Source organism: Cohnella sp. SGD-V74 (genome assembly GCF_003001675.1).
In the GTDB taxonomy this organism is placed as follows: domain Bacteria; phylum Bacillota; class Bacilli; order Paenibacillales; family Paenibacillaceae; genus Cohnella.
Genome location: NZ_PVYW01000026.1, coordinates 1 through 18,939, shown reverse-complemented (window position 1 = coordinate 18,939; position 18,939 = coordinate 1). Strand labels below are relative to the sequence as shown.

Sequence of the window (18,939 nt, the reverse complement as noted above, 5' to 3'; positions counted from 1 at the left end):
GAGCGTCGCCGGCCAGCTATTTTACGGGAGGGAAAATCATTCGTGAACATTAGAACGTCAAAAAGGCTTGGATGGGTAGTATGCGCATTATTGTTAGCCATTATCGTCGGCTGCCAATCGGTGGGCGGTCTTAATCTGAACGACATGCTGCTTAAGCAACTGGACGTAGCGCAGCAGGAGCAATCGCTGTCCCTTGAACTGGAGATCGAGGTCAACGAAGAGCTGCTTGCTCTTGAGGACGAAGAGGCGCGTAAGGCTGTCGAGTTGTTCAGGAAAATGAAACTGGACATTACTCACGCCAAAGTGGACGACCGGGGCAATCAGTGGGTGACGGGCGTGCTCGACACGAGCAAGGGCAGCATCCCGTTTACGCTCCATTCGGACAACAAGGCGATCAGAATCGACGTGGACGGAGCGAAGAGACCGCTTGTCCTGGAGCTTCCCGATTATCTGGGAGAAGCGCTTGGCGCGCTTGGCGGGGGAGCCGGGGCGAGCGGAGACATTCAGCAGGCGCTTACGGAATCGGTGCGGGGGCTGGTCAAAACCGTCGCTCCTTATTTCGTAAAAGGGTTGCCTAATCCTCCGGTCATTACCGTAGACCGGGTGAACGAGCCGATCCGCGGCGTGCAGACAGGCCTGACGAAGGTGCATGCGGAGCTGAACGGCGAGCAGTTGGGGGAATTGATCCCGGTTTATTTGGAAAATTTGATCGGGGACAAGGAAGGCTTCAAGGCCGTCATCGTCGGCCTCTTCGAATGGCTGAGAGACTTGCCTCCCGAGTTGAAGTCGGCGTTCGGAGTGCCTCCATTGGACGCGGAAGGCGTCGACATCGATGCGATTGCGGAAGGTGCATCCGAAGGCCTGTTCTCGGGGCTGGAAGACGCGGTGGCCAGTCTCAAGGAGTTCCGGGAAGAGGACGAGTGGAAGCAAATATTCGATAAAGGCATTACGCTGAAAACCGATCTGTACGTGGACGATTCGCTCCATATTCGCAAGTCGTTCTTCGAGGCGATTATCGCTCCGGCGGCGTTCGCGGAAGAGGATAGCCCTGTTCGCAGCATTAAAGTGCGCGCGTCCGGGGAGAACTGGAACGTAAACGGGAACGTCGAGGTGCCTGCGGTGGAGGCGCCGTTGACCGCCCTTTCCGTAGAAGAGCTGGACGATTACGACGCTTACCGGGTCGTCGGGCTGTTCGAGACCGATTCGGTGCTGTACGATCTGCTGAAAAACGAGTTCAAAATCGACGATCAGAGCTTCGAGCTGAGCAGCGAGTGGGGCATTCCGTTCTACGTGGACGAGAACGGCGAAGCTTTCGTGCCGCTGCGCGAGACGCTTCGGAAGCTCGACATTCGTCCGAAGCTCGAAACGTCCTCGAACGGACCGCTTGAGATTCGGTTCTACGATCGGCCGACGGACAAATCGATCGTTCTGCGCAAAGATTCCGACCAAGCGACGGTTAACGGAGAGACCGTCAAGCTGGCTCATCCGCTCGTGAACGAAGCGAATATCACCTATGTATCGGCGAAGGATCTGTTCGGCCTGCTCGGCGCCGAATACGACGTCGTCGAGCTGGAATACGGCGAGCTTGTTCTGCAGGTTGCGCGCGATCTGTAAGGCGTTATAATAGCATCAGGACAGACAGAAGGAGTGGACCCCATGCAGAAAATAACGAACGAGCAAGAGTTCCGCGAACGGATTGCGGGCGATCGGCTGACGATAGCGGTGTTCAAGACGACTTGGTGCAAGGATTGCCATTTCATCGACCCGTTCATCGGAGAGGTGGAAGCGGCGTACGCGGATCGGCTGACGATGGTCGAGATCGACCGGGACGATATGCCGGATCTGTGCGGAGAGTTGAACATCTTGGGTATTCCGAGCTTTATCGCTTTCCGCCAAGGCCGCGAATTGGTCAGATTCGTCAGCAAGCTGCGCAAGACGCGCGAAGAAATCGAACAGTTCCTCGACCGGGCCGTCGAAGTATCCGGCGCGATCGCGGGTTGAACGGAGGCCGCCCCACGGGCGGCCTTTCCCATTGCTTCGGAAGAGGAGCGTCTCACCGAGCGTTGCCAATGTTCACATTATGAACATGGTTTTAGCGTGGGAGGTTCGGTATAATGGGTACGGGCACCTTGAGCCAACTTTCACATGAAATTGGGGATACGCATGACTTTCCAAAGATATCGCCTGTTCGCCTTATTGACCTGCATCGGCATGTTTCTTGTTCTGATCGCGGGCGTTCTCGTAACGAATACCGACTCCGGCCGCGGCTGCGGCACGGATTGGCCGCTGTGCAACGGTAAATTCGTTCCCGCTTATACGGTAGAATCGATGGTGGAATACAGTCACCGCATGATCAGCGGAATCGTCGGCCTGCTCGTCGGAGCGACTTATCTGATTACCCGCTTCTGGAAACCGGCGCGCCGTCGCGAAAATCTGCTCTACGCCGGAGGAGCGCTGCTGTTCACCGTCATGCAAGCCATTCTTGGCGCAATGGCGGTCAAATGGGAGCAATCTTCGATCGTCATGGCGCTTCACTTCGGCATCTCGCTGTTTGCCTTTACCTGTACGTGGCTGCTCTATAAGCTTGTGAAACGCCAAACCGAGGAACAGAGCGGTCAAGCGCCGGCAGCGGCGCAGAGCGGCAAGCAAGCCTCCGCCGTATCGGTTCCTGTGAGGCTCTACAAAGGCCTTGTCGCGGTTATCGTTTATTGTTACGGCGTCGTCTACCTCGGCGCGTTCATCCGCCACACGAGCTCCGGAGGGGCATGCGAAGGATGGCCGCTGTGCAACGGCGAGATCGTACCCGAGCTGTCCGGATCGACCGCAGTCGCGTTTGCGCACCGTCTGGCCGCGCTGCTGCTGTTCGTGCTGATCGCGATCGTCGCGTTCTACGTCCGCAAAACCGCGGGCGCATCGTCGGAGCTGGCTTCAATCGGCAACAAGGCGCTGATCCTCGTCATCCTGCAAATTTTGAGCGGGGGATTGCTGTCCTTTACGTTTACGAACGAAGACGCCTACGTATTTACCGGTCTGCTGCATACGGTGATCATATCGGCTCTGTTCAGCATGCTGGTGCTGCTGGCGATCCGAATGAAGCAAACGATGAGACAATAGCCGAAATCGTTCGAGAGACGGCGCGGAACCGGAGTCCGGTTGAGCGCGCCGTCTCTTTTGCGTTACAATGGGACAAGACGTGTTATCCGATGCTGGGGGGAGAGCCATTGCTTAGGGTTCTGTTCGGAGAATGGCCGCGCGAATGGACGGGGAGATCGCTCGAGACGGTCCGATCCATCGAAGCGTTTGCCCGGCGCTGCGCCGCGCTTGCGGACCGTCAACCGGAACAGGCGAAGAAATACCGCACTTTCGCGATCTGGGCGGAAGGGCTGCTGCGCTCGATGGACGAGCTCGAACAAAGCTGTTACGCAGCCAAGAAATACGCGCAGCAGATCGGCCACTTCCGGATCGACGACTTAACGGCCGAAGAAAGAACAAGCTACGAGCGCCATGTGTATTTCGATAAAAACGCCTATATCCGCTTTTTTGCCCTGCTGGACAAGCTGGGAACGCTGCTGAATCAACTGCTCGGTCTGCGGACGGAGCGGATCAAGGCCCACTATTCCTATTTTACGATGCTGCGGAATATGAGACAGAATGGACTTCATTCGGAGCTGGCGAAGCCGCTGAACGAGATCAAGGAGCGGCATCAGGGCGCGATGAGCCGCCTGCGCAGCCGAAGGAACATCGAGATTCACCAGATGAACGCGGAGCTGAAGGACGATCTGTCCCAGAGCCTGGCGAACAACGGAGCGCGCAGAACGCTCGAAAATCTCGGCTCCAACATGGAGGATCTGGATCAAGGATGGGCCATGGTTCAAGGCTCGCTGCATATCGCTTTTCGTTACGGGTGCGCCTATCTGCGCCGCATCGAGTAAGCCTACGACGAGACGGAGGGGAACCGCTTGAAGCTGTTGGGCAAAACCGCGCTGATCACGGGCAGCGCCAAAGGACTGGGACGACGCACCGCCCTGGAGCTGGCCGCGCATGGATGCGATGTGGCGATCAATTACGTGAACAGCCGTGACGAGGCCGAGCGGCTCGTCGAAGAGATCGGGGCTCTGGGCCGCAAAGCGTACGCGATTCAAGCGAATATCGCGGTCGAGGGCGATTCGGAGCGGCTGGTATCCGAAGTGGAGAAGATGTTCGGAGGAATCGACATTCTCGTCAACAACGCCGGCCCTTTCATCCGGGAGCGCCGCTTGTTCGCGGACTATTCGACGGACGACATCCATTACTTGATGAACGGCAATCTCGTCGGCACGATGCTGATGGATCACCGCGTTCTTCCGGGCATGCGGGCGCGGCAATGGGGGAGAATCATTCATTTCGGCTTCGGCCACGCTTCGGAAGCGAGATCCTGGCCTCACAGGGCCGTCTACGCGGCGGCCAAAGTCGGTCTCGTGTCGTTCACGAAAACGCTTGCGGTGGAAGAAGCGGCCAGCGGAATTACGGTGAACATGATCTGCCCGGGGGATATCCGGGGCGAGAACAAGGAGAAGAGCATCGCGGACGTCGTCGGACTGATGGACGAGGAGTCGCCCCGCGGAAGGCCGGGAAGCGGAGAGGACGTCGCGCGCATGATCGCTTTCCTGTGCATGCCGGAATCGGACTTCATCACGGGCAACACGATCGACGTGTCGGGCGGGCTGGACCCGATCCGCACGATGCTGAAGCGATGACAAAAGGTCCTGCCGGATCGGCAGGACCTTCTACGCTTCCAATGAAGGAAAATCAGAACACTTGAACGACTTCCTGAATGCCTTCTACTTCTTCCAGCAACGCGCGCTCGATCCCCGCTTTGAGCGTGATCGTGGAGCTTGGGCAGCTGCCGCAAGCGCCCATCAGACGCAGCTTGACGATGCCGTCTTCGATGTCGACGAGTTCGACGTCTCCTCCGTCGCGTTGCAAGAACGGACGCAGCTTGTCAAGAACGTCGCTTACTTCGTCGTACATGCTTGGAGCATTTGTACTCATGATCATCCACTCCTTTCATAGTCCTATTATAGTACAAAAAGAATCATTTTCAAACAGACCATGTTTAGCATTTTTGCCATAAAGAAAGGAAATGAAACGTTTATGAACGTCGTGGAGTTTTGCGTGAGCAACGCTCACCACGGAACGGATGAGGCGCTTAGAAAGCTCGAACAGCTGCCGGACGTCGAGGTCGAAGTGATCGAATACGGCTGCCTCGGCAATTGCGGAGAATGCTTCCTGTCGCCTTACGCGCTGGTGAACGGCGAGAGCGTCGTCGCCGAGACGCCCGAGCAGCTGTATGAGCTCGTACTGGAGGCGATCCGTCAGCAAGAGGAAGAACGGAACGCCTTAGACAAGCTGCTGGACGATCTGTGACGGAGCGGGCGATCAGCCAAAGTGGCGCTTGCTCTTCCACAGCACTCCGCTCTTCAGCATCCGCGGGATGCGGCCGAGCAGAGGCGTCGCTCCCATCAGACCGAAGCCGGCCTTCTTGCCGAGCGAGCCGAGTACGCCTTTCAGCTTGATGCGGCCCAGTCTCGGGTCTTTGCCCTGCCAGCGGGTACGGATCACCTCGGCCACTTGTTTGCCTTGCGCTCCGGCAAGCTGCGCGCTTGGGGAGAACGGCTGGCTGGAGCAGTCGCCGATGACGTAGACGTGAGTGTAGTCGGGCAGCTCATGGTACTCGTTCACGACGAGACGGCCTTGAGGATCTTTGGGCAGCTCCATGCGCTGGACGAGCGGAACCGGCTGAATGCCCGCGGTCCAGACGGTAACGTCGGTTAGAATCGATTCTGAGCCGTTATGGATAATGCCTGGCTCAAGCGACGTGATGCTGATGTGTGAACGCATCTCCACGTCGTGCTGGCGGAACCAGGAGGCTACGTATTCCTGCAGCTTGCCTGGGAAAGCGGACATGACGCTGTTGCCGCGATCGAGAATGCGGATGTTGATGTCCGAACGGCTCTCGCGCAATTCTGCTGCCACTTCGACGCCGCTGAGGCCGCCTCCCACGATCGTCAGTTGGCCGTAAGGCCGAATGTCATTGATCTGCTGGAACGTGCGGCGGGTCGCCGACAAGGACTGGATGCTGCACGTGTAATCAGACGCGCCCGGAATGCCGTGGTAATTGTCCGTGCAGCCGAGCGCGATGACGAGCGAATCGTAGGGGATCGGCTCCTGGTTGGCGACGCGCACGATTTTATTTTCGAGATCGATATCGGTAATATTGCCGTAAACCATTTGCAGTTGCGGATGAACGGGATAATTGACGCGGATTTCCAGATCGGACACCGTGCCTGCCGCGAGCGCGTAATACTCCGTTTTCAAGCCTTGATAGGGCATGCGTTCGACGAGAACGAGCTGCTTGTCGTCGGGAATATGCTCCAGAAGCTCCTGGACGACCGTCATTCCTCCGTACCCGCCGCCTAAAATAACGACCTTGCTCATACTTGATCTCCTTTGATGTCGGTTAGCCTTAGTATGACACAGAAGAGTCCCCGTCTACCCGACGGGGAACTCCGAATTACTCGTATATTTTCATTTCGTTGTAGAACGTATCGCGTTCCACCGGAATTCGTCCGGCGCCCTTGATGAGCCACACCAGGTCTTCCCGGGTAATGCCGGCCGGAGTCAGCGCGCCCGCCGCGTGGCTGATCTTCTCTTTCACGATCGTGCCGTGCGCGTCGGATGCCCCCATCGTGAGGGCGATCTGCGTGAGCTGCGTGCCGATATTGATGAAATAGGCTTTAATATGTTGAATATTGTCAAGCATCAGCCGGCTGATCGCGATCGCTTTGAGATCGTCGTAAGCCGAGTTTCTGCGGCGAATGCTCGCTTTCGGGCTGATCGGCTGCAGGGAGAGGGGGATGAACACCTGGAAGCCGTTCGTCTCGTCTTGCAGATCGCGAATATGAATCATGTGCTGCACGCGTTCTTCCAGCGTCTCCACGGAGCCGTACAGCATCGTCGTATGCGTGCGGAGACCGAGGTTGTGAGCCGTCCGGTGAACCTCCAAATACTGCTCGATGTTCGCTTTGTGCACGCGCATTTTTTTACGGTAGTGGTCCGATAAAATCTCCGCGCCGCCGCCGGTCAGCGTCTCCAGGCCGGCTTCTATCAAACGTTCGAGCACTTCCCGGTAAGTAAGGCCGGAATGGCGGGAGAAGAAGTCGATCTCCGCGGCGGTGTAGGCTTTAAGCGTGACGTCAGGGTACTTCGCTTTGAGCGCCCGCAGGGATTCGACATAATATTCGAACGGAACGTTGCGATTGTGGCCTCCGACGATATGGAACTCGCGAACGCCGGGATGGATGTGCTGCTCGACGTAATCGATCATTTCCTGAGGAGAAAGCGTATAGGCGCCTTCCTGTCCCTCGTCTTTGCGGAAGTTGCAGAACGCGCAGCGCTCTTCGCATACGTTCGTAAAATAAAGGCTCATGTTCTCGATGAAATAAACCTTTTTGCCGTTTTTCCTTAAGTTTACCTCGTTGGCCAATTGCCCGATCGTCAGCAAATCGTCGGAACGATAGAGGAAAACCCCGTCTTCGAGAGACAGGCGTTCGCCGTTCCGGACTTTGTCGGCGATTTCCGCCATTTGGCGGTCAGGGTGCGTCGTAACGAGAGTCATGGCATACGCCTCCAGCCGTAATGGTATACCAAATAGCGCGACAGAAAAATCGACTATTTGTGAAAAAAAGAACTTTCCAAAAAATCAAATAAAGCCAAATGTGAACAACCTGTAAACATTATAAACCTGAACCCCCCTTACGGCAACTGGAAATAGAAAACGTATAAACCCTGGCAAAAGAGGGAATCAACTTGAATAATAAGAAAATTATGGTTAATGTAGAAATGAAAATATCGAACGAGGCGGTGTATTAGACTGAAACCGGACATTTTGCCACTCAGCGAACTGGAGAAGATGGACGAAGCCGAGAAGATTCAAACGCTGCAACAGTACCGGGCGGCTTACACGATCAAGGATTTAAGCCAGGCCTGGAATTTGAACAATCCGATTCAATACTATATGTGGCTCAAGAAACAGCGCATTTACGAGCAGATCGTGCGCAAATCGGATAAGTTCGAGCCTTCGAAGGAATGGAAGAGGATGCAGGCGACGGGAGCGCTCTCGGCCGAGAAGGGCGGAGCTCGCGGCTTGTCCGCCGACCAGTTCCGCTATACGCTGGACACGGAATCCGGCGGTCAGGAGCTTGCGCTCGTCTTTCGCCGATTGGCCGACTTTCTGCTGAACGAGAAAGGGCAATTCCGCTGCCGCATCGAGCTGAAGGCGATCGCTCAGCAGACGGCGGGCGATACCTCTCTTGAGGCTTAGAGTTCTCTGGAGTATACTGTAGAGGAGAACGGTAGCACTTAAGGAGGGGAACCGACAATGGTGAACATCAGCGAATCGGCTACGGAGAAAATACAGGAAATGCTTGCCGCGGAAGAAATTCCGAATTTGTTTCTGCGCATTGGAGTACAGGAAGGCGGATGCAGCGGCTTCTCATATGGCATGGGCTTCGACGACGAAGTTCATGAAGGCGACAGCGAATTGGAAGTTCGCGGCGTGAAGGTTGTCGTCGACAGCGACAGCATGAAGTACCTGCGCGGCCTGGAGATCGACTGGAAGGAATCCGCCATGGGCGGCGGCTTCACCATCCACAATCCGAACGCCACCGCCACTTGCGGCTGCGGCTCGAGCTTTAGAACGGCTACGGAAGCGGGCAATCCTGCTGCGGAGCCTTGCTGATTGGGCGACAGGATTGGTGACGGCAGTTCGCTTACGCGCTTAGTTAGGTGATTGTTCACCGGTTCCGCCGAGTCGATCTGGTGTAAGCTGCACCAATAATGGGCTGTAGATTACGGCCTCTGTGACGATGTTAGTCCTCGACTAATCGTTATGGGGGTCTTTTTTGTGTTCTCTTGAGGTTGGTTGAGAGGAGATCGGGCTAGGAAGCGTATTTTTCGGGAGGAATTAATCGATTTTGTCGAGTATCTCGAGTCAGAAAGTGGTGTTCCGAGAGGAGTTAACCGGTTTTGTCGAGTAACTCGAGTCAGAAAGTGGCTTTTCGAGAGGAATTAATCGATTTTGTCGAGTATCTCGAGTCAGAAAGTGGCTTTTCGAGAGGAGTTAACCGATTTTGTCGAGTATCTTGAGTCAGAAAGTGGCTTTTCGAGAGGAGTTAACCGGTTTTTTCGAGTATCTCGAGTCAGAAAGTGGCTTTCCGAGAGGAGTTAACCGATTTTGTCGAGTATCTCGAGTCAGAAAGTGGCTTTTCGAGAGGAGTTAACCGATTTTGTCGAGTAACTCGAGTCAGAAAGTGGCTTTTCGAGAGGAATTAATCGATTTTGTCGAGTAACTCGAGTCAGAAAGAGAATTTTCGAGAGGAATTAACCGTTTTTTTCGACTAACGTTCTCTGTTTAAGGGAGTTGAGCGAGAGTGAAATGTTCATGTAGGTGGATTGCGCTCTTCTAGTTTTCTCAGGGTATATGGCTTGTCGTACGATTGCCACTAATGGGTAAGAGGTCTTACCTCAATCCAGACGGTAATAAGGAGTTGAAGCAGATGCCTGAAATGACGCCGCATACGGGCCTAAAGAAACCGCAAGAGAGCGAAAATGCGGACATAACCGTCATTAATGAAAACATGGATAAGATTGATTCGGCATTGGGTGATCTGGCGGGAGTTCCAACGACGGCTAAGGATGCTGCGGGTGCGATTGCGGAGCTTTTTACAAATGTCAGTGACGGCAAAGCTGTAATCGCGTCCGCGATCACTGACAAGGGTGTACCTACGGACGCGGAAGATACTTTTGCAGAAATGGCCGGAAATATCGAAGCGATTCCGGTCGGTCCAGACACGAGTGACGCGACAGCGTCCGCAGCCGACATTGTGGCGTCTAAAACGGCTTACGGTGCGGACGGGACTAAGTTGACGGGGACGATGGTCGACCGTGGGAATATGTCGTTTACACCAGGGCCAACCGCACAGACGATTCCGGCAGGTAAGCACGGAGGAGGTGGGCAAGTTGCGGCTGTTGTTGTTCCGCCGGATAAGGTGCTTACGGGAACGACGATTGCGGGAACATTGGGTACAATGCACCACCGCGCAGGAGACAATCTGGCGATAGGAATGGAACCAGTAGAGGGAATTAGGTTATATCTTAAACCTCCAACTGGATATTACGATGGTAATTCAGACTGGGTTTATAGAGCAGAATCAAATTTTACAACTGAGAATATTAAATCAGGCGTAAATATGTTCGGTCTTTTAGGAACCTTGGATCCGAAAGTTATTGTGACTGGAAGTGTGACATCAAATAACGCACCAGATGTTTATGTAGGCTACTCCGGCGGCACAGAATATTCTCGAAGTATAACCATCACAGGACATAACTTTATGCCTAAATTCATCTTTGTCTGTGCCCCTGGAAATGGCACAACGAACGGATGGACTGTTTGGCAAGATACGACTGAATTCGGTTATTTGAACTCTAGTGCCTTGATTGTCGCGATAGCTGTCGTATCTCAAATTGCGGCACCACGTCATTTCCGGGCAGGTGGTAATATGGTCGTCTCATCCTCAACAGTAGTTTTGCCAGTATCGGTTAGTAATTTTGTTCATAATTATATGATATTGGGGTGAGATTGTTGTACGTTACTATTGGAAGAAAGATTTATTATGACTTTTTGACGGGATGTCTCATTGTCGATACTGGAGAAAAGAGGAGTACCAGTGGTTACGTGTCCGAAACAACGATAGAACAGGATTTCACCGTCTACGCCGCCTTGGCAGAACGTGTTCCATCAACAGTCGGCTGCTTACATCTAGGCTATGGCGAGTGTGCGGAAGATTTTGCAACATGCACCGGATACCGAGTAGACGTGAGCGGCGAGACTCCGTCGCTGCTTTTTTCGTATCCTGATCCTGAAGCAGCGGAGGAGCCGCCGATACCTAGACGAGCGTTCTCTGCATCGATTGCCGATCTCGAAAACGAGAACGCAATGCTAGCCCTCGAACTCGTCAACGAAAAAATCCGACTCGACGGCTTGGAGCGGAGGTTGGCGCAGTCTGAAGCCGAGCAAGCCGCATTGCTGCTCGAACTCGTCGATAAAAAAGGAGGTGCTATAGATGGACTGGTACGCAATATTAAAACGGCACTACGACGCCGGTAGGTATGATGAAGCGGACGTTAGAAAGTTTGTTGCAGCGGGCAAGATCAACGAGGAACAGTATGAGGCGATCACGGCCGAGTCCTACGCAGGAACAGCATAACAGGAATGCTCAACGATACTGCGGCGTCCAAACCGTCCTATATCCAATATAGTTGAAGCGGCTCACTCAAGGATCAACAACCACTAGGTTGAAAATCCGAGGGTGAGCCGCTTTTTTGCGTTTACCGGGCAGACGAACCATAAGATTCTGCTTGGTCAAAGTAAGCAACGCCATCAACTCCCCCAAGTCCAAGGAATTGTCCCGACGTCGTGTTGCCAATGTTGCAGTTCATAATTTGGATATTTTATCCAGTCCACCTCAGCTAACAAAATACAAATATCTGGAAACCCTTCACACGGAAACCTCCAATACAAACGTCACAACTAGCAAAAAAAGAAAAGTTCCACCAGCGGACAGCCCCGGCTTCACCACGGCCCGAAAATGATCCTCCGCAATAAGGCCTCCGACTCAATTTTCTGCCTATAAAATCAACGATTCGACGGCATTCGTCCAAATCCCTCCGACGCGTGAAGGGACGATAAAATAACGCCCGCAGGCCGCGGGGAAAGCCGCCTTTTGCGTTCTTCGTTTAATTTTGTTAAATCGACTATTTAGTATTGACGAACACCCTAACATTTGCTTAATATTTCTTGTGGAACTTTCCAAAAACTTTCGTTTTATGATAAGTTGTAACATGATATGGAAAATGGCAACGCCATTCGGGAGAGGGAGCTGAAAGTGGAATTTCGCGAAATGAAGTTGAAGGTCATCAAGCGCAATATCGAAAACCTGCGCAACGAGATGATTTTGGCTTACGTCAAAAACGGGGCGGATATGCGCAATTCGCGGGTGCTGGAAATTTCCCAGCTGCTCGACGAGCAATTAAACCGCTATGAAAAATGCCGCAAACGCACGAGAACGGCCAGCAACGGCTATACGTTCGTGTATCGCCCGCGGCGCGCCACGAATTTGTCCGTGCACGTATAACGGTCTATCGGCCGGACAACGGACTGCTTGCTTTTTTAACGCCGTAGGTCAGGGTGACCGTGACTCCGTCTTCCAAGTTGTCGCGGGGGAAAATTCCGACGAGCAAGCTGCACAAGTCATTGCCGCCCATCAGGTTGACGGTTGATCCGTCCGTATACTCGGCGAACTCCATGCTTCGCTGCCGAAACGCCCGTCGATAATAGTCGCCGGCTTCTTCGGCGTTCCTCAGCAGACCGAACGTGCACAAATAACCGAAGCGGTCGGGCGTGCTCGTGCCAAGCGCGTGTAACCCTTCGGCTTCCTCGGGGATCGGAATGTCCGACAGCCCATCGAATCCGTCGAACCCGTGATCCGTTTCCGGTACGGCCGCGTCTTCCTCCTCCAGCGCATCCGACGGCGGATCTCGCGGGCTTTCAGCGGCTTCCGCGATAAATCTGCGTTGTTCTCCCCGATCGAACGCGAAAGACCTCAGACGGCCCATCAGAGCTTGCAGCGCGGACGTCAAAGGCGAGAGCGGCCCCTTCCTCTTCGTACCGCTCATACGAATTCACTCCCCTGGCGAATCTAACTCCCTTATACCGTATGCCCGAATATCGGCCTTCATGTTGATTTTCCGGCTTTTTCGACCGCAAGGCTCGTCATTTTTCCAAGCATCGTCGCAAATTGGGGCGAATCTCCGGCGTCATCCATCCAAGAACCTGTCCCCCGAGTTGAGTATGTATAATCATACCCTCAGGAAAGGAGCCGTTAGATGGAGGTAACGATCAGCCGTCAATTGGCCAACAAATGGGTGAAGACGAACGCCTTGCGCTCAAATCCCTATGTCGCCAGGCATATTCCGCCTTCAAGGCTGCTGAATGCAGCCAACCTGCGCAAGATGACCGCCCGTTACGGAATGGTCGTCGTCAAGCCGGTAAGGGGCGGCGGGGGAATCGGCGTCATGAAAATCGAGAAGCTGGGCTCGTCCTACAGACTTACGTATAAATCCAGGAAAAGAACCTTTTCGTCGTTCCAGAGCTTGATGAGAGCGTTGAACGCGAGCCGTCTCAAGAGATCCTATTTGATTCAAAAAGGCATCCGCCTTGCGACGATCGGAGGAAGACCGATCGATTATCGGGTGAAGTATGTGAAGGAAAACGGAGCATGGACGTACCGGTCGATGGTCGGGAGGTTGGCAAGACGAGGATTGTTCGTCACCAATCTGTGCCGGGGAGGCACGCAAATGACGGCCGCGCAAGGCATTCGCCGTTCGCTGTCGCCGAGACTTGTCAAAAAAAAGAAGAGCGAAATGCGACATTTGACGAAAACGTCAACGGCGCTGCTCGAGAGCCGTTATCCAGGGATCGGACAGCTGGGGTACGACTATGGCATCGACCGGAAGGGACATATTTGGATGCTGGAAGTCAATACTCGACCGCAGTAAACGAGAGGAATCGACAATATTTTCTATAGAAAGCAGTAATAGAATATTTTGCGGTCATGAAAGTTCTTTATAGGCAAATCGCCGAAAAACCTGTGCATAACTTCATCCACAATATGCACACCGAAGAATTAAGGTTTTAAGGCAGATTTCAACAAAATACACACAGCTTACGCACATCCCCTTGTGGATAATTGTCGGCTTGTCCACCCTGCTCCGGGCATGCTATGATGCCTTCACAAACCTAAGGAGAGGGTGTGGGGTCATGTTGCCGTTGTTAACCGATGAACTGTTGTTGGACGCTTATCGGAGCGCGCTGCGCATGCGGTTGGACAGGGAGTTCGTACGTTTGCTGCGGACGGAAATCCGGCGAAGAGAGCTTTCGGTCCCCGAAGAAAGGGTCGTCTAGACATGCCAGGCGACAATTTCCACCGGAAATTCGTGTTGGCAGCCGACGCAGCGGACGACATGCTGGCAAGTCGACCTTTCGGCGGGAGGTTCCCCGAAGGAGACGAGCTCGGGTTCGTAGGGAGAATAGGGACCGCTCCAATCGCTCGCACGACCTTCGTCTTCGGTTGCGGAACCGCAATTCGGACAAGAAATCTCTAGGGGGCTTAAAGCGTTGCAGACCGGACATATCAAACAGGGCATCCTCCTTAGGCCGGCGTTACCGGTAGTCCTAAGATAGGATGCCCTTATTGTTTCGCATGATCGCGTTTCGGTTAAAATTTCATATTACTGCTGTGTCCGGGAGACAGCTTCGCGTCCGGATCGATATACACTTTGGCGTTGTTGATGGCGGTCGGCGCTTCTCCGAATCCGACGGCGATCAGCTTCAGCTTGCCCGGATAGGTGGTGATGTCGCCTGCGGCGAAAATGCCGGGGATGCTCGTTTCCATACGGGAGTCGACGACGATGGAGCCGCCGTCGATCTCGAAGCCCCATTCCGCGATCGGGCCGAGCGAGCTGACGAAGCCGAAGTTGACGATGACCGCATCCACTTCATGCTCGGTGACTTCACCGGATTTCACGTCGGTCAGGCTGACGCGGGAAATCGCGCCTTCTCCGTGCAAAGCGGTAATTTCCGTAGGGGTGACGACGTTGACTCTGGATTGCTTGAGAAGTTCGACGCTGTGCTCGTGGGCGCGGAATTTGTCCCGACGATGGACGAGCGTTACTTGCTCCGCGATCGGCTCGAGCATGAGCGCCCAATCGAGCGCCGAGTCGCCGCCGCCGCTGAGCAGCACCTTCTGCCCGCGGAACTTCTCCAGATCGCTGACGAAGTAGTGCAGGTTCGCCTTCTCGTACGCCGCCGCTTCGGGCAGCTCCAGCTTGCGGGGCTCGAACGCTCCGACGCCCGCCGCAATAATGACGGCGCGTGCATGGTGAACCCCTTTATCGGTAACAATTTCAAAGAGGCGTTCCTCGAGCTTGGTCAGCTTCGCTACTTTTTCTTCCAAATAAACGTTGGGCTTAAAAAGCTCCAATTGGGTTTTCAGGTTGTCGACGAGCTCTTGGGCGGTCACTTTGGGAAATCCCGCTACATCATATATATATTTCTCGGGATACAAAGCGGCCAGCTGGCCTCCGAGTTGAGGCATGCTTTCGATCAGGCTGACGGACATCTTCCTCATGCCGCCGTAGAAAGCCGCGAACAACCCGGCCGGTCCTCCTCCGATAATCGCGACGTCGACGACTGGCGTATTGCTGGAATTCAAAATGCCACACCTCCGCGTAATGATGCCGATAGTCGTTACTAAACGTTTCCATTATAAACTTGTCGACAAAGAGAAGAAAGCTTTTTGTACGGATGCCCAAATATATTCGTGAAAAAGAACCTTGAAAATTGTTGGAAAAGCCGATATGATCAACACTAGAGTTTCGCTAAGTGGCTTAGCGAAGGGGATTGTGTAATTTTTCACAAACTAATCACACAAAGGGATTGGATGGGATCATCAATGAGCAGTATACCTAAGATCGTCATTCTGGGCGCAGGCTACGGCGGTGTATTGACCTCGCTTCGTCTGCAGAAGGAATTGAATTATAATGAAGCGGACGTCACTCTGGTCAACAAGCATGACTATCATTACATCACGACTCATCTGCACATGCCTGCGGCCGGAACGGACAACCCGGAGAACGCGCGCGTCAACATTTCCAAGCTGATCGACGAATTCAAGATCGACTTCGTCAAGTCGACGGTCGTGCAAATCCGTCCTCAAGACCGCAAGGTCATTCTGGAAGACGGAACGCTTTCTTACGATTATCTGATCATCGGTCTGGGCGGCGAGCCGGAAACGTTCGGCATTCCGGGAATGATCGAGCATGCGTTCAACATTCGCAGCATCAACTCCGTTCGCCTCATCCGCGAACATATCGAATATCAATTCGCGCGCTTCAAGCGCGAGCCGCACCGTACCGATTACCTGACGTTTATCGTTGGCGGAGCCGGCTTCACGGGCATCGAATTCATCGGCGAGCTGGCCGACCGCATTCCCGAGCTGTGCAAGCAGTTCGACGTCGACCAATCGCTCGTTAAGATCATCAACATCGAAGCGGCTCCGACCGCGCTTCCGGGCTTCGATCCGGAGCTGGTCGAGTACGCGATGCAAGTGCTTCAGAAGAAAGGCGTTACGTTCCGCATAGGCACGGCTGTCAAGGAGTGCACGGCGGACGGCGTTATCGTCGGCGAAGGCGAAGAAATCAAGTCGCAGACCGTCATCTGGACGGGCGGCGTTCGCGGCAACCGTCTGATCGAGGAAGCCGGCTTCGAGACGATGAGAGGCCGCGTGAAAGTCGACGAGTTCCTGCGCGCTCCGGGCCACGACAACGTCTACGTGCTGGGCGACAACTCGCTCGTGTTCAACCCGGACGGCGGACGTCCTTATCCGCCGACGGCTCAGATCGCGATGCAGCAAGGCGTCAACTGCGCCCACAACCTGGTCGCTTCGATCCGCAACCAGCCGCTTAAGCCGTTCGTGTTCCACAACAAAGGCGCCGTGGCTTCGCTCGGCAAAGGCGAGGCGATCGGCCTGGCGTTCGGCAAGAAGTACAAAGGCCGTACGGCTGCATGGCTGAAGAAGATGATCGACCTTCGTTATCTGTTCATCATCGGCGGTATTCCGCTCGTGCTGCGCAAGGGTAAATTCCTGTAATGAGACACTGCAGCGTGCAAGTGCGGGGCCTGTTGACGCGAGACGAACTGGACCGTTACAACGCGCTGATGGAAGTGGGCTCTTATCTGGAGACGCAGAAGCGCTACGACCTCGTCGCCATCGTACAGGCCGAAGTGGACCTGCTCATCCAGCCGGGCATCGAACGGCTGAAGGAGAAGGGCCGGGCCCGCGACCGGATGACGCAGGAATATTTGGAAGAGAAGCGTCGCGCCGAATGGGAAGCCCAGATGCGCGCGATGGAAGATGAAGAATAATCGAACAAGCCGGACTCGAACGTTCTCCCTGCAAGGAGCGCGCGCGAGGACCGGCTTTTTTTACGCGCTTCAGCTATGCTTGTTTGCGTTTCCGTGTACAATAAAGGGGTAAGGCGGACAGCCAGATTAGGGAGGAGAAGAGAGATGCCGGGACGGACAGAGAAAGATTCGATCGGAAGCAAGGAAGTGCCTGAAGATGTGTATTACGGAATTCAGACTTTGCGTGCGGTGGAAAATTTTCCGATTACGGGAGTGCCCGTTCATCCCGAGCTGGTCATCGCGCTCGCCGGCGTGAAGAAGGCGGCCGCCCAGGCGAACATGCAGCTCAAGAGGCTGCCCGCGCAAATCGGACAAGCGATCGTGCAGGCTGCGGACGAGATCGCGCAAGGGCGTTTGTCGGACCAGTTCATCGTCGACTCGATCCAAGGAGGCGCGGGCACTTCGATCAACATGAACATGAACGAGGTGCTGGCCAACCGGGCGCTGGAGCTGATGGGGCATGCCAAAGGGGACTATTTTCACTGCAATCCGAACAACCACGTCAACATGTCGCAATCGACGAACGATGCGATTCCGACCGCGCTGCGCATAGCGGCTCATCGTCTGACCGGGCAACTGCTGGACACGATGGAGGAGGTTCGCCAAGGGTTCGTCCGCAAGGAAGCGGAGTTCGACGACGTGATCAAAATGGGCAGGACCCATCTGCAGGACGCGGTTCCGATTCGCATGGGCCAGGAGTTCGGCGCGTATTCGAAGGTGCTGGCGCGGGATATGGGACGCATTCGGCGGGCCTCCGAAGGGCTGCTCGCGGTTAACATGGGCGCGACGGCGGTTGGCACGGGGCTGAACGCAACGCCCGAATACATTCGGCTCGTCGTGGAGCATCTGGCCGGCGATCTGGGAATCCCGGTCGTATCCGCCCCGGATCTCGTCGATGCGACGCAGAATACGGACGCTTATACGGAGCTGTCCGCCGCGCTGAAAGTATGCGCCGTCAATCTGTCCAAAATCTGCAACGACATTCGCCTGATGGCTTCCGGGCCGCTTGTCGGGCTTAATGAAATTTTGCTTCCGCCGAGACAGCCGGGATCTTCGATTATGCCGGGCAAGGTGAACCCGGTTATGGCCGAGGTCGTCAACCAGGTCGCGTTCCAGGTGATGGGCAACGATCATACGATCTGCATGGCTTCCGAGGCGGGGCAGTTCGAGCTGAACGTCATGGGGCCGGTTATCGCCTTTAATCTGCTGCAGTCGCTGCAGGTGCTGCAGAGATCGCTGGACGTCTTCAACCGCTTCGCGCTGGAGGGAATGGAAGCGAACCGCGCGAGGTGCCAGGCGTACGTCGACAGAAGCTTCGGCATCGTGACCGCGCTGAATCCGCATCTCGGCTACGACGTGGCGGCGCAGCTCGTGAAGGAAGCGATGAAGACGGGAATGACGATCAAAGAGCTGATTTTGGAAAAAGGCTTGCTGACGCAGGAGGAAATGGACGAGATTCTCGACCCGATTCAGATGACGACTCCGGGAATCGCGGGAGAGCATTTGCTGAGGGAACAAGTCTGAGCATAGAAAAAGCCCGCGCCGGCTCCCGATTGGGGGAGAAGGCGCGGGCTTTGTTTTTTTATGTCTTCTGAAGGGGTTCGCAATAAGAGGGTGTGTCAGGAGGGGGGGAAGTCATTTGAATTCGATCCCTCAAATGCTACGCTTTAAGCGTAGGTCCAATCGATTTTGAAGTAAAATAGGAAACCCGATGCTGCAAAAGTAAGCGTCAAATAGCCCCCACCTTGAGATCAGTGGGAGCTGGCGTAGGCTAAGTATTAAGACTGATGCATTCGGCACGTGTTCGGCAACGATTG

22 protein-coding genes are annotated in these 18,939 nt (G+C 54.6%); 17 read left to right on the top strand and 5 right to left on the bottom strand.

The window, feature by feature from the left end; genetic code table 11:
• Positions 1 to 42 precede the first annotated feature (42 nt).
• From B0G52_RS30100 to B0G52_RS30080, 5 genes are all read left to right on the top strand, one after another.
• On the top strand, positions 43 to 1,614 hold the full coding sequence (locus B0G52_RS30100) for a stalk domain-containing protein (RefSeq protein WP_158223948.1): 1,572 nt from the start codon (positions 43 to 45) through the stop codon (positions 1,612 to 1,614).
• Positions 1,615 to 1,656: 42 nt separating this feature from the next.
• Positions 1,657 to 2,001 (top strand): thioredoxin family protein, encoded by a 345-nt coding sequence (locus tag B0G52_RS30095; protein WP_094050131.1) that lies wholly within the window; start codon positions 1,657 to 1,659, stop codon positions 1,999 to 2,001.
• 162 nt (positions 2,002 to 2,163) lie between these two features.
• On the top strand, positions 2,164 to 3,114 hold the full coding sequence (locus B0G52_RS30090; RefSeq protein ID WP_094050130.1) for a COX15/CtaA family protein: 951 nt from the start codon (positions 2,164 to 2,166) through the stop codon (positions 3,112 to 3,114).
• Between the two features lie 107 nt (positions 3,115 to 3,221).
• Positions 3,222 to 3,932 (top strand): Cthe_2314 family HEPN domain-containing protein, encoded by a 711-nt coding sequence (locus tag B0G52_RS30085; RefSeq protein ID WP_094050129.1) that lies wholly within the window; start codon positions 3,222 to 3,224, stop codon positions 3,930 to 3,932.
• Positions 3,933 to 3,965: 33 nt separating this feature from the next.
• Positions 3,966 to 4,736 carry an SDR family oxidoreductase gene (locus B0G52_RS30080; RefSeq protein ID WP_094050214.1) on the top strand — a complete coding sequence of 257 codons (771 nt, stop codon included), beginning with the start codon at positions 3,966 to 3,968 and terminating at the stop codon, positions 4,734 to 4,736.
• Between the two features lie 52 nt (positions 4,737 to 4,788).
• On the opposite strand, the gene B0G52_RS30075 is transcribed toward B0G52_RS30080, so the two are convergent.
• Positions 4,789 to 5,031 (bottom strand): NifU family protein, encoded by a 243-nt coding sequence (locus B0G52_RS30075; RefSeq protein WP_094050128.1) that lies wholly within the window; start codon positions 5,029 to 5,031, stop codon positions 4,789 to 4,791.
• Positions 5,032 to 5,133: 102 nt separating this feature from the next.
• Between B0G52_RS30075 and B0G52_RS30070 the strand changes: the two genes are divergently transcribed.
• Positions 5,134 to 5,406, top strand: coding sequence for a YuzB family protein (locus B0G52_RS30070; RefSeq protein WP_094050127.1), 273 nt, complete (start codon positions 5,134 to 5,136; stop codon positions 5,404 to 5,406).
• A 12-nt stretch (positions 5,407 to 5,418) separates the two neighbouring features.
• Here B0G52_RS30070 and B0G52_RS30065 read toward each other — a convergent pair whose 3' ends face one another.
• Together B0G52_RS30065 and mqnE are read right to left on the bottom strand one after the other, a co-directional pair.
• Positions 5,419 to 6,477, bottom strand: coding sequence for an NAD(P)/FAD-dependent oxidoreductase (locus B0G52_RS30065; protein WP_094050126.1), 1,059 nt, complete (start codon positions 6,475 to 6,477; stop codon positions 5,419 to 5,421).
• A 76-nt stretch (positions 6,478 to 6,553) separates the two neighbouring features.
• Positions 6,554 to 7,657, bottom strand: coding sequence for an aminofutalosine synthase MqnE (gene mqnE / locus B0G52_RS30060; RefSeq protein ID WP_094050125.1), 1,104 nt, complete (start codon positions 7,655 to 7,657; stop codon positions 6,554 to 6,556).
• A gap of 270 nt (positions 7,658 to 7,927) precedes the next feature.
• Here mqnE and B0G52_RS30055 point away from each other — a divergent pair, with 270 nt between their 5' ends.
• The 6 genes from B0G52_RS30055 (at position 7,928) to B0G52_RS30030 (ending at position 12,233) form a co-directional block, all read left to right on the top strand.
• The gene (locus B0G52_RS30055) at positions 7,928 to 8,362 is read left to right on the top strand and encodes a hypothetical protein (RefSeq protein WP_143762673.1); all 435 of its coding nucleotides are present in this window, start codon (positions 7,928 to 7,930) and stop codon (positions 8,360 to 8,362) included.
• 57 nt (positions 8,363 to 8,419) lie between these two features.
• Entirely contained in the window at positions 8,420 to 8,779 is a 360-nt protein-coding gene (gene erpA, locus B0G52_RS30050; protein ID WP_094050123.1) for an iron-sulfur cluster insertion protein ErpA, read from the top strand.
• A gap of 817 nt (positions 8,780 to 9,596) precedes the next feature.
• Positions 9,597 to 10,676, top strand: a complete 1,080-nt coding sequence (locus tag B0G52_RS30045; protein WP_094050122.1) for a hypothetical protein — start codon at positions 9,597 to 9,599, stop codon at positions 10,674 to 10,676.
• A gap of 98 nt (positions 10,677 to 10,774) precedes the next feature.
• On the top strand, positions 10,775 to 11,206 hold the full coding sequence (locus B0G52_RS30040) for a hypothetical protein (RefSeq protein ID WP_198960758.1): 432 nt from the start codon (positions 10,775 to 10,777) through the stop codon (positions 11,204 to 11,206).
• Positions 11,163 to 11,306 (top strand): XkdX family protein, encoded by a 144-nt coding sequence (locus tag B0G52_RS30035; protein WP_094050121.1) that lies wholly within the window; start codon positions 11,163 to 11,165, stop codon positions 11,304 to 11,306. Before B0G52_RS30040 ends, B0G52_RS30035 begins: the two co-directional genes overlap by 44 nt.
• A 639-nt stretch (positions 11,307 to 11,945) precedes the next feature.
• Positions 11,946 to 12,233, top strand: coding sequence for an aspartyl-phosphate phosphatase Spo0E family protein (locus B0G52_RS30030; RefSeq protein WP_094050120.1), 288 nt, complete (start codon positions 11,946 to 11,948; stop codon positions 12,231 to 12,233).
• 4 nt (positions 12,234 to 12,237) lie between these two features.
• Here B0G52_RS30030 and B0G52_RS30025 read toward each other — a convergent pair whose 3' ends face one another.
• Positions 12,238 to 12,774 (bottom strand): hypothetical protein, encoded by a 537-nt coding sequence (locus B0G52_RS30025; RefSeq protein WP_094050119.1) that lies wholly within the window; start codon positions 12,772 to 12,774, stop codon positions 12,238 to 12,240.
• 210 nt (positions 12,775 to 12,984) lie between these two features.
• On the opposite strand from B0G52_RS30025, the gene B0G52_RS30020 reads away from it, so the two are divergent.
• Both B0G52_RS30020 and sda read left to right on the top strand, forming a co-directional pair.
• Positions 12,985 to 13,656 carry a YheC/YheD family protein gene (locus tag B0G52_RS30020; RefSeq protein ID WP_094050118.1) on the top strand — a complete coding sequence of 224 codons (672 nt, stop codon included), beginning with the start codon at positions 12,985 to 12,987 and terminating at the stop codon, positions 13,654 to 13,656.
• A gap of 262 nt (positions 13,657 to 13,918) precedes the next feature.
• Positions 13,919 to 14,062 carry a sporulation histidine kinase inhibitor Sda gene (gene sda, locus B0G52_RS30015; RefSeq protein WP_094050117.1) on the top strand — a complete coding sequence of 48 codons (144 nt, stop codon included), beginning with the start codon at positions 13,919 to 13,921 and terminating at the stop codon, positions 14,060 to 14,062.
• 313 nt (positions 14,063 to 14,375) lie between these two features.
• Here the strand turns inward: sda and B0G52_RS30005 are convergent, their stop codons facing one another.
• Complete coding sequence (locus B0G52_RS30005) at positions 14,376 to 15,371, bottom strand: NAD(P)/FAD-dependent oxidoreductase (RefSeq protein WP_094050115.1); 996 nt, start codon at positions 15,369 to 15,371, stop codon at positions 14,376 to 14,378.
• Positions 15,372 to 15,611: 240 nt separating this feature from the next.
• Here B0G52_RS30005 and B0G52_RS30000 point away from each other — a divergent pair, with 240 nt between their 5' ends.
• The 3 genes from B0G52_RS30000 to aspA all read left to right on the top strand — a co-directional run bounded on the left by B0G52_RS30000 (position 15,612) and on the right by aspA (position 18,646).
• A complete protein-coding gene (locus B0G52_RS30000) occupies positions 15,612 to 16,808 on the top strand; it encodes an NAD(P)/FAD-dependent oxidoreductase (protein WP_094050114.1) in 1,197 nt (398 codons plus the stop codon).
• Positions 16,808 to 17,083, top strand: coding sequence for a hypothetical protein (locus tag B0G52_RS29995; protein WP_094050113.1), 276 nt, complete (start codon positions 16,808 to 16,810; stop codon positions 17,081 to 17,083). The genes B0G52_RS30000 and B0G52_RS29995 overlap by 1 nt, the downstream gene beginning before the upstream one ends.
• 144 nt (positions 17,084 to 17,227) lie before the next feature.
• Positions 17,228 to 18,646, top strand: coding sequence for an aspartate ammonia-lyase (gene aspA / locus B0G52_RS29990; protein ID WP_094050112.1), 1,419 nt, complete (start codon positions 17,228 to 17,230; stop codon positions 18,644 to 18,646).
• Positions 18,647 to 18,939: the final 293 nt, after the last annotated feature.

Bases quoted from the DNA above. Each gene is read 5' to 3' on its own strand.
- aspA (WP_094050112.1), top strand. From the start codon at position 17,228: ATGCCGGGACGGACAGAGAAAGATTCGATCGGAAGCAAGGAAGTGCCT.
- erpA (WP_094050123.1), top strand. From the start codon at position 8,420: ATGGTGAACATCAGCGAATCGGCTACGGAGAAAATACAGGAAATGCTT.
- B0G52_RS30075 (WP_094050128.1), bottom strand. From the start codon at position 5,031: ATGAGTACAAATGCTCCAAGCATGTACGACGAAGTAAGCGACGTTCTT.
- B0G52_RS30025 (WP_094050119.1), bottom strand. From the start codon at position 12,774: ATGAGCGGTACGAAGAGGAAGGGGCCGCTCTCGCCTTTGACGTCCGCG.
- B0G52_RS30045 (WP_094050122.1), top strand. From the start codon at position 9,597: ATGCCTGAAATGACGCCGCATACGGGCCTAAAGAAACCGCAAGAGAGC.
- B0G52_RS30030 (WP_094050120.1), top strand. From the start codon at position 11,946: ATGGAAAATGGCAACGCCATTCGGGAGAGGGAGCTGAAAGTGGAATTT.
- mqnE (WP_094050125.1), bottom strand. From the start codon at position 7,657: ATGACTCTCGTTACGACGCACCCTGACCGCCAAATGGCGGAAATCGCC.
- B0G52_RS30090 (WP_094050130.1), top strand. From the start codon at position 2,164: ATGACTTTCCAAAGATATCGCCTGTTCGCCTTATTGACCTGCATCGGC.
- B0G52_RS30070 (WP_094050127.1), top strand. From the start codon at position 5,134: ATGAACGTCGTGGAGTTTTGCGTGAGCAACGCTCACCACGGAACGGAT.
- B0G52_RS30035 (WP_094050121.1), top strand. From the start codon at position 11,163: ATGGACTGGTACGCAATATTAAAACGGCACTACGACGCCGGTAGGTAT.
- B0G52_RS30000 (WP_094050114.1), top strand. From the start codon at position 15,612: ATGAGCAGTATACCTAAGATCGTCATTCTGGGCGCAGGCTACGGCGGT.
- B0G52_RS30020 (WP_094050118.1), top strand. From the start codon at position 12,985: ATGGAGGTAACGATCAGCCGTCAATTGGCCAACAAATGGGTGAAGACG.
- B0G52_RS29995 (WP_094050113.1), top strand. From the start codon at position 16,808: ATGAGACACTGCAGCGTGCAAGTGCGGGGCCTGTTGACGCGAGACGAA.
- B0G52_RS30095 (WP_094050131.1), top strand. From the start codon at position 1,657: ATGCAGAAAATAACGAACGAGCAAGAGTTCCGCGAACGGATTGCGGGC.
- B0G52_RS30065 (WP_094050126.1), bottom strand. From the start codon at position 6,477: ATGAGCAAGGTCGTTATTTTAGGCGGCGGGTACGGAGGAATGACGGTC.
- sda (WP_094050117.1), top strand. From the start codon at position 13,919: ATGTTGCCGTTGTTAACCGATGAACTGTTGTTGGACGCTTATCGGAGC.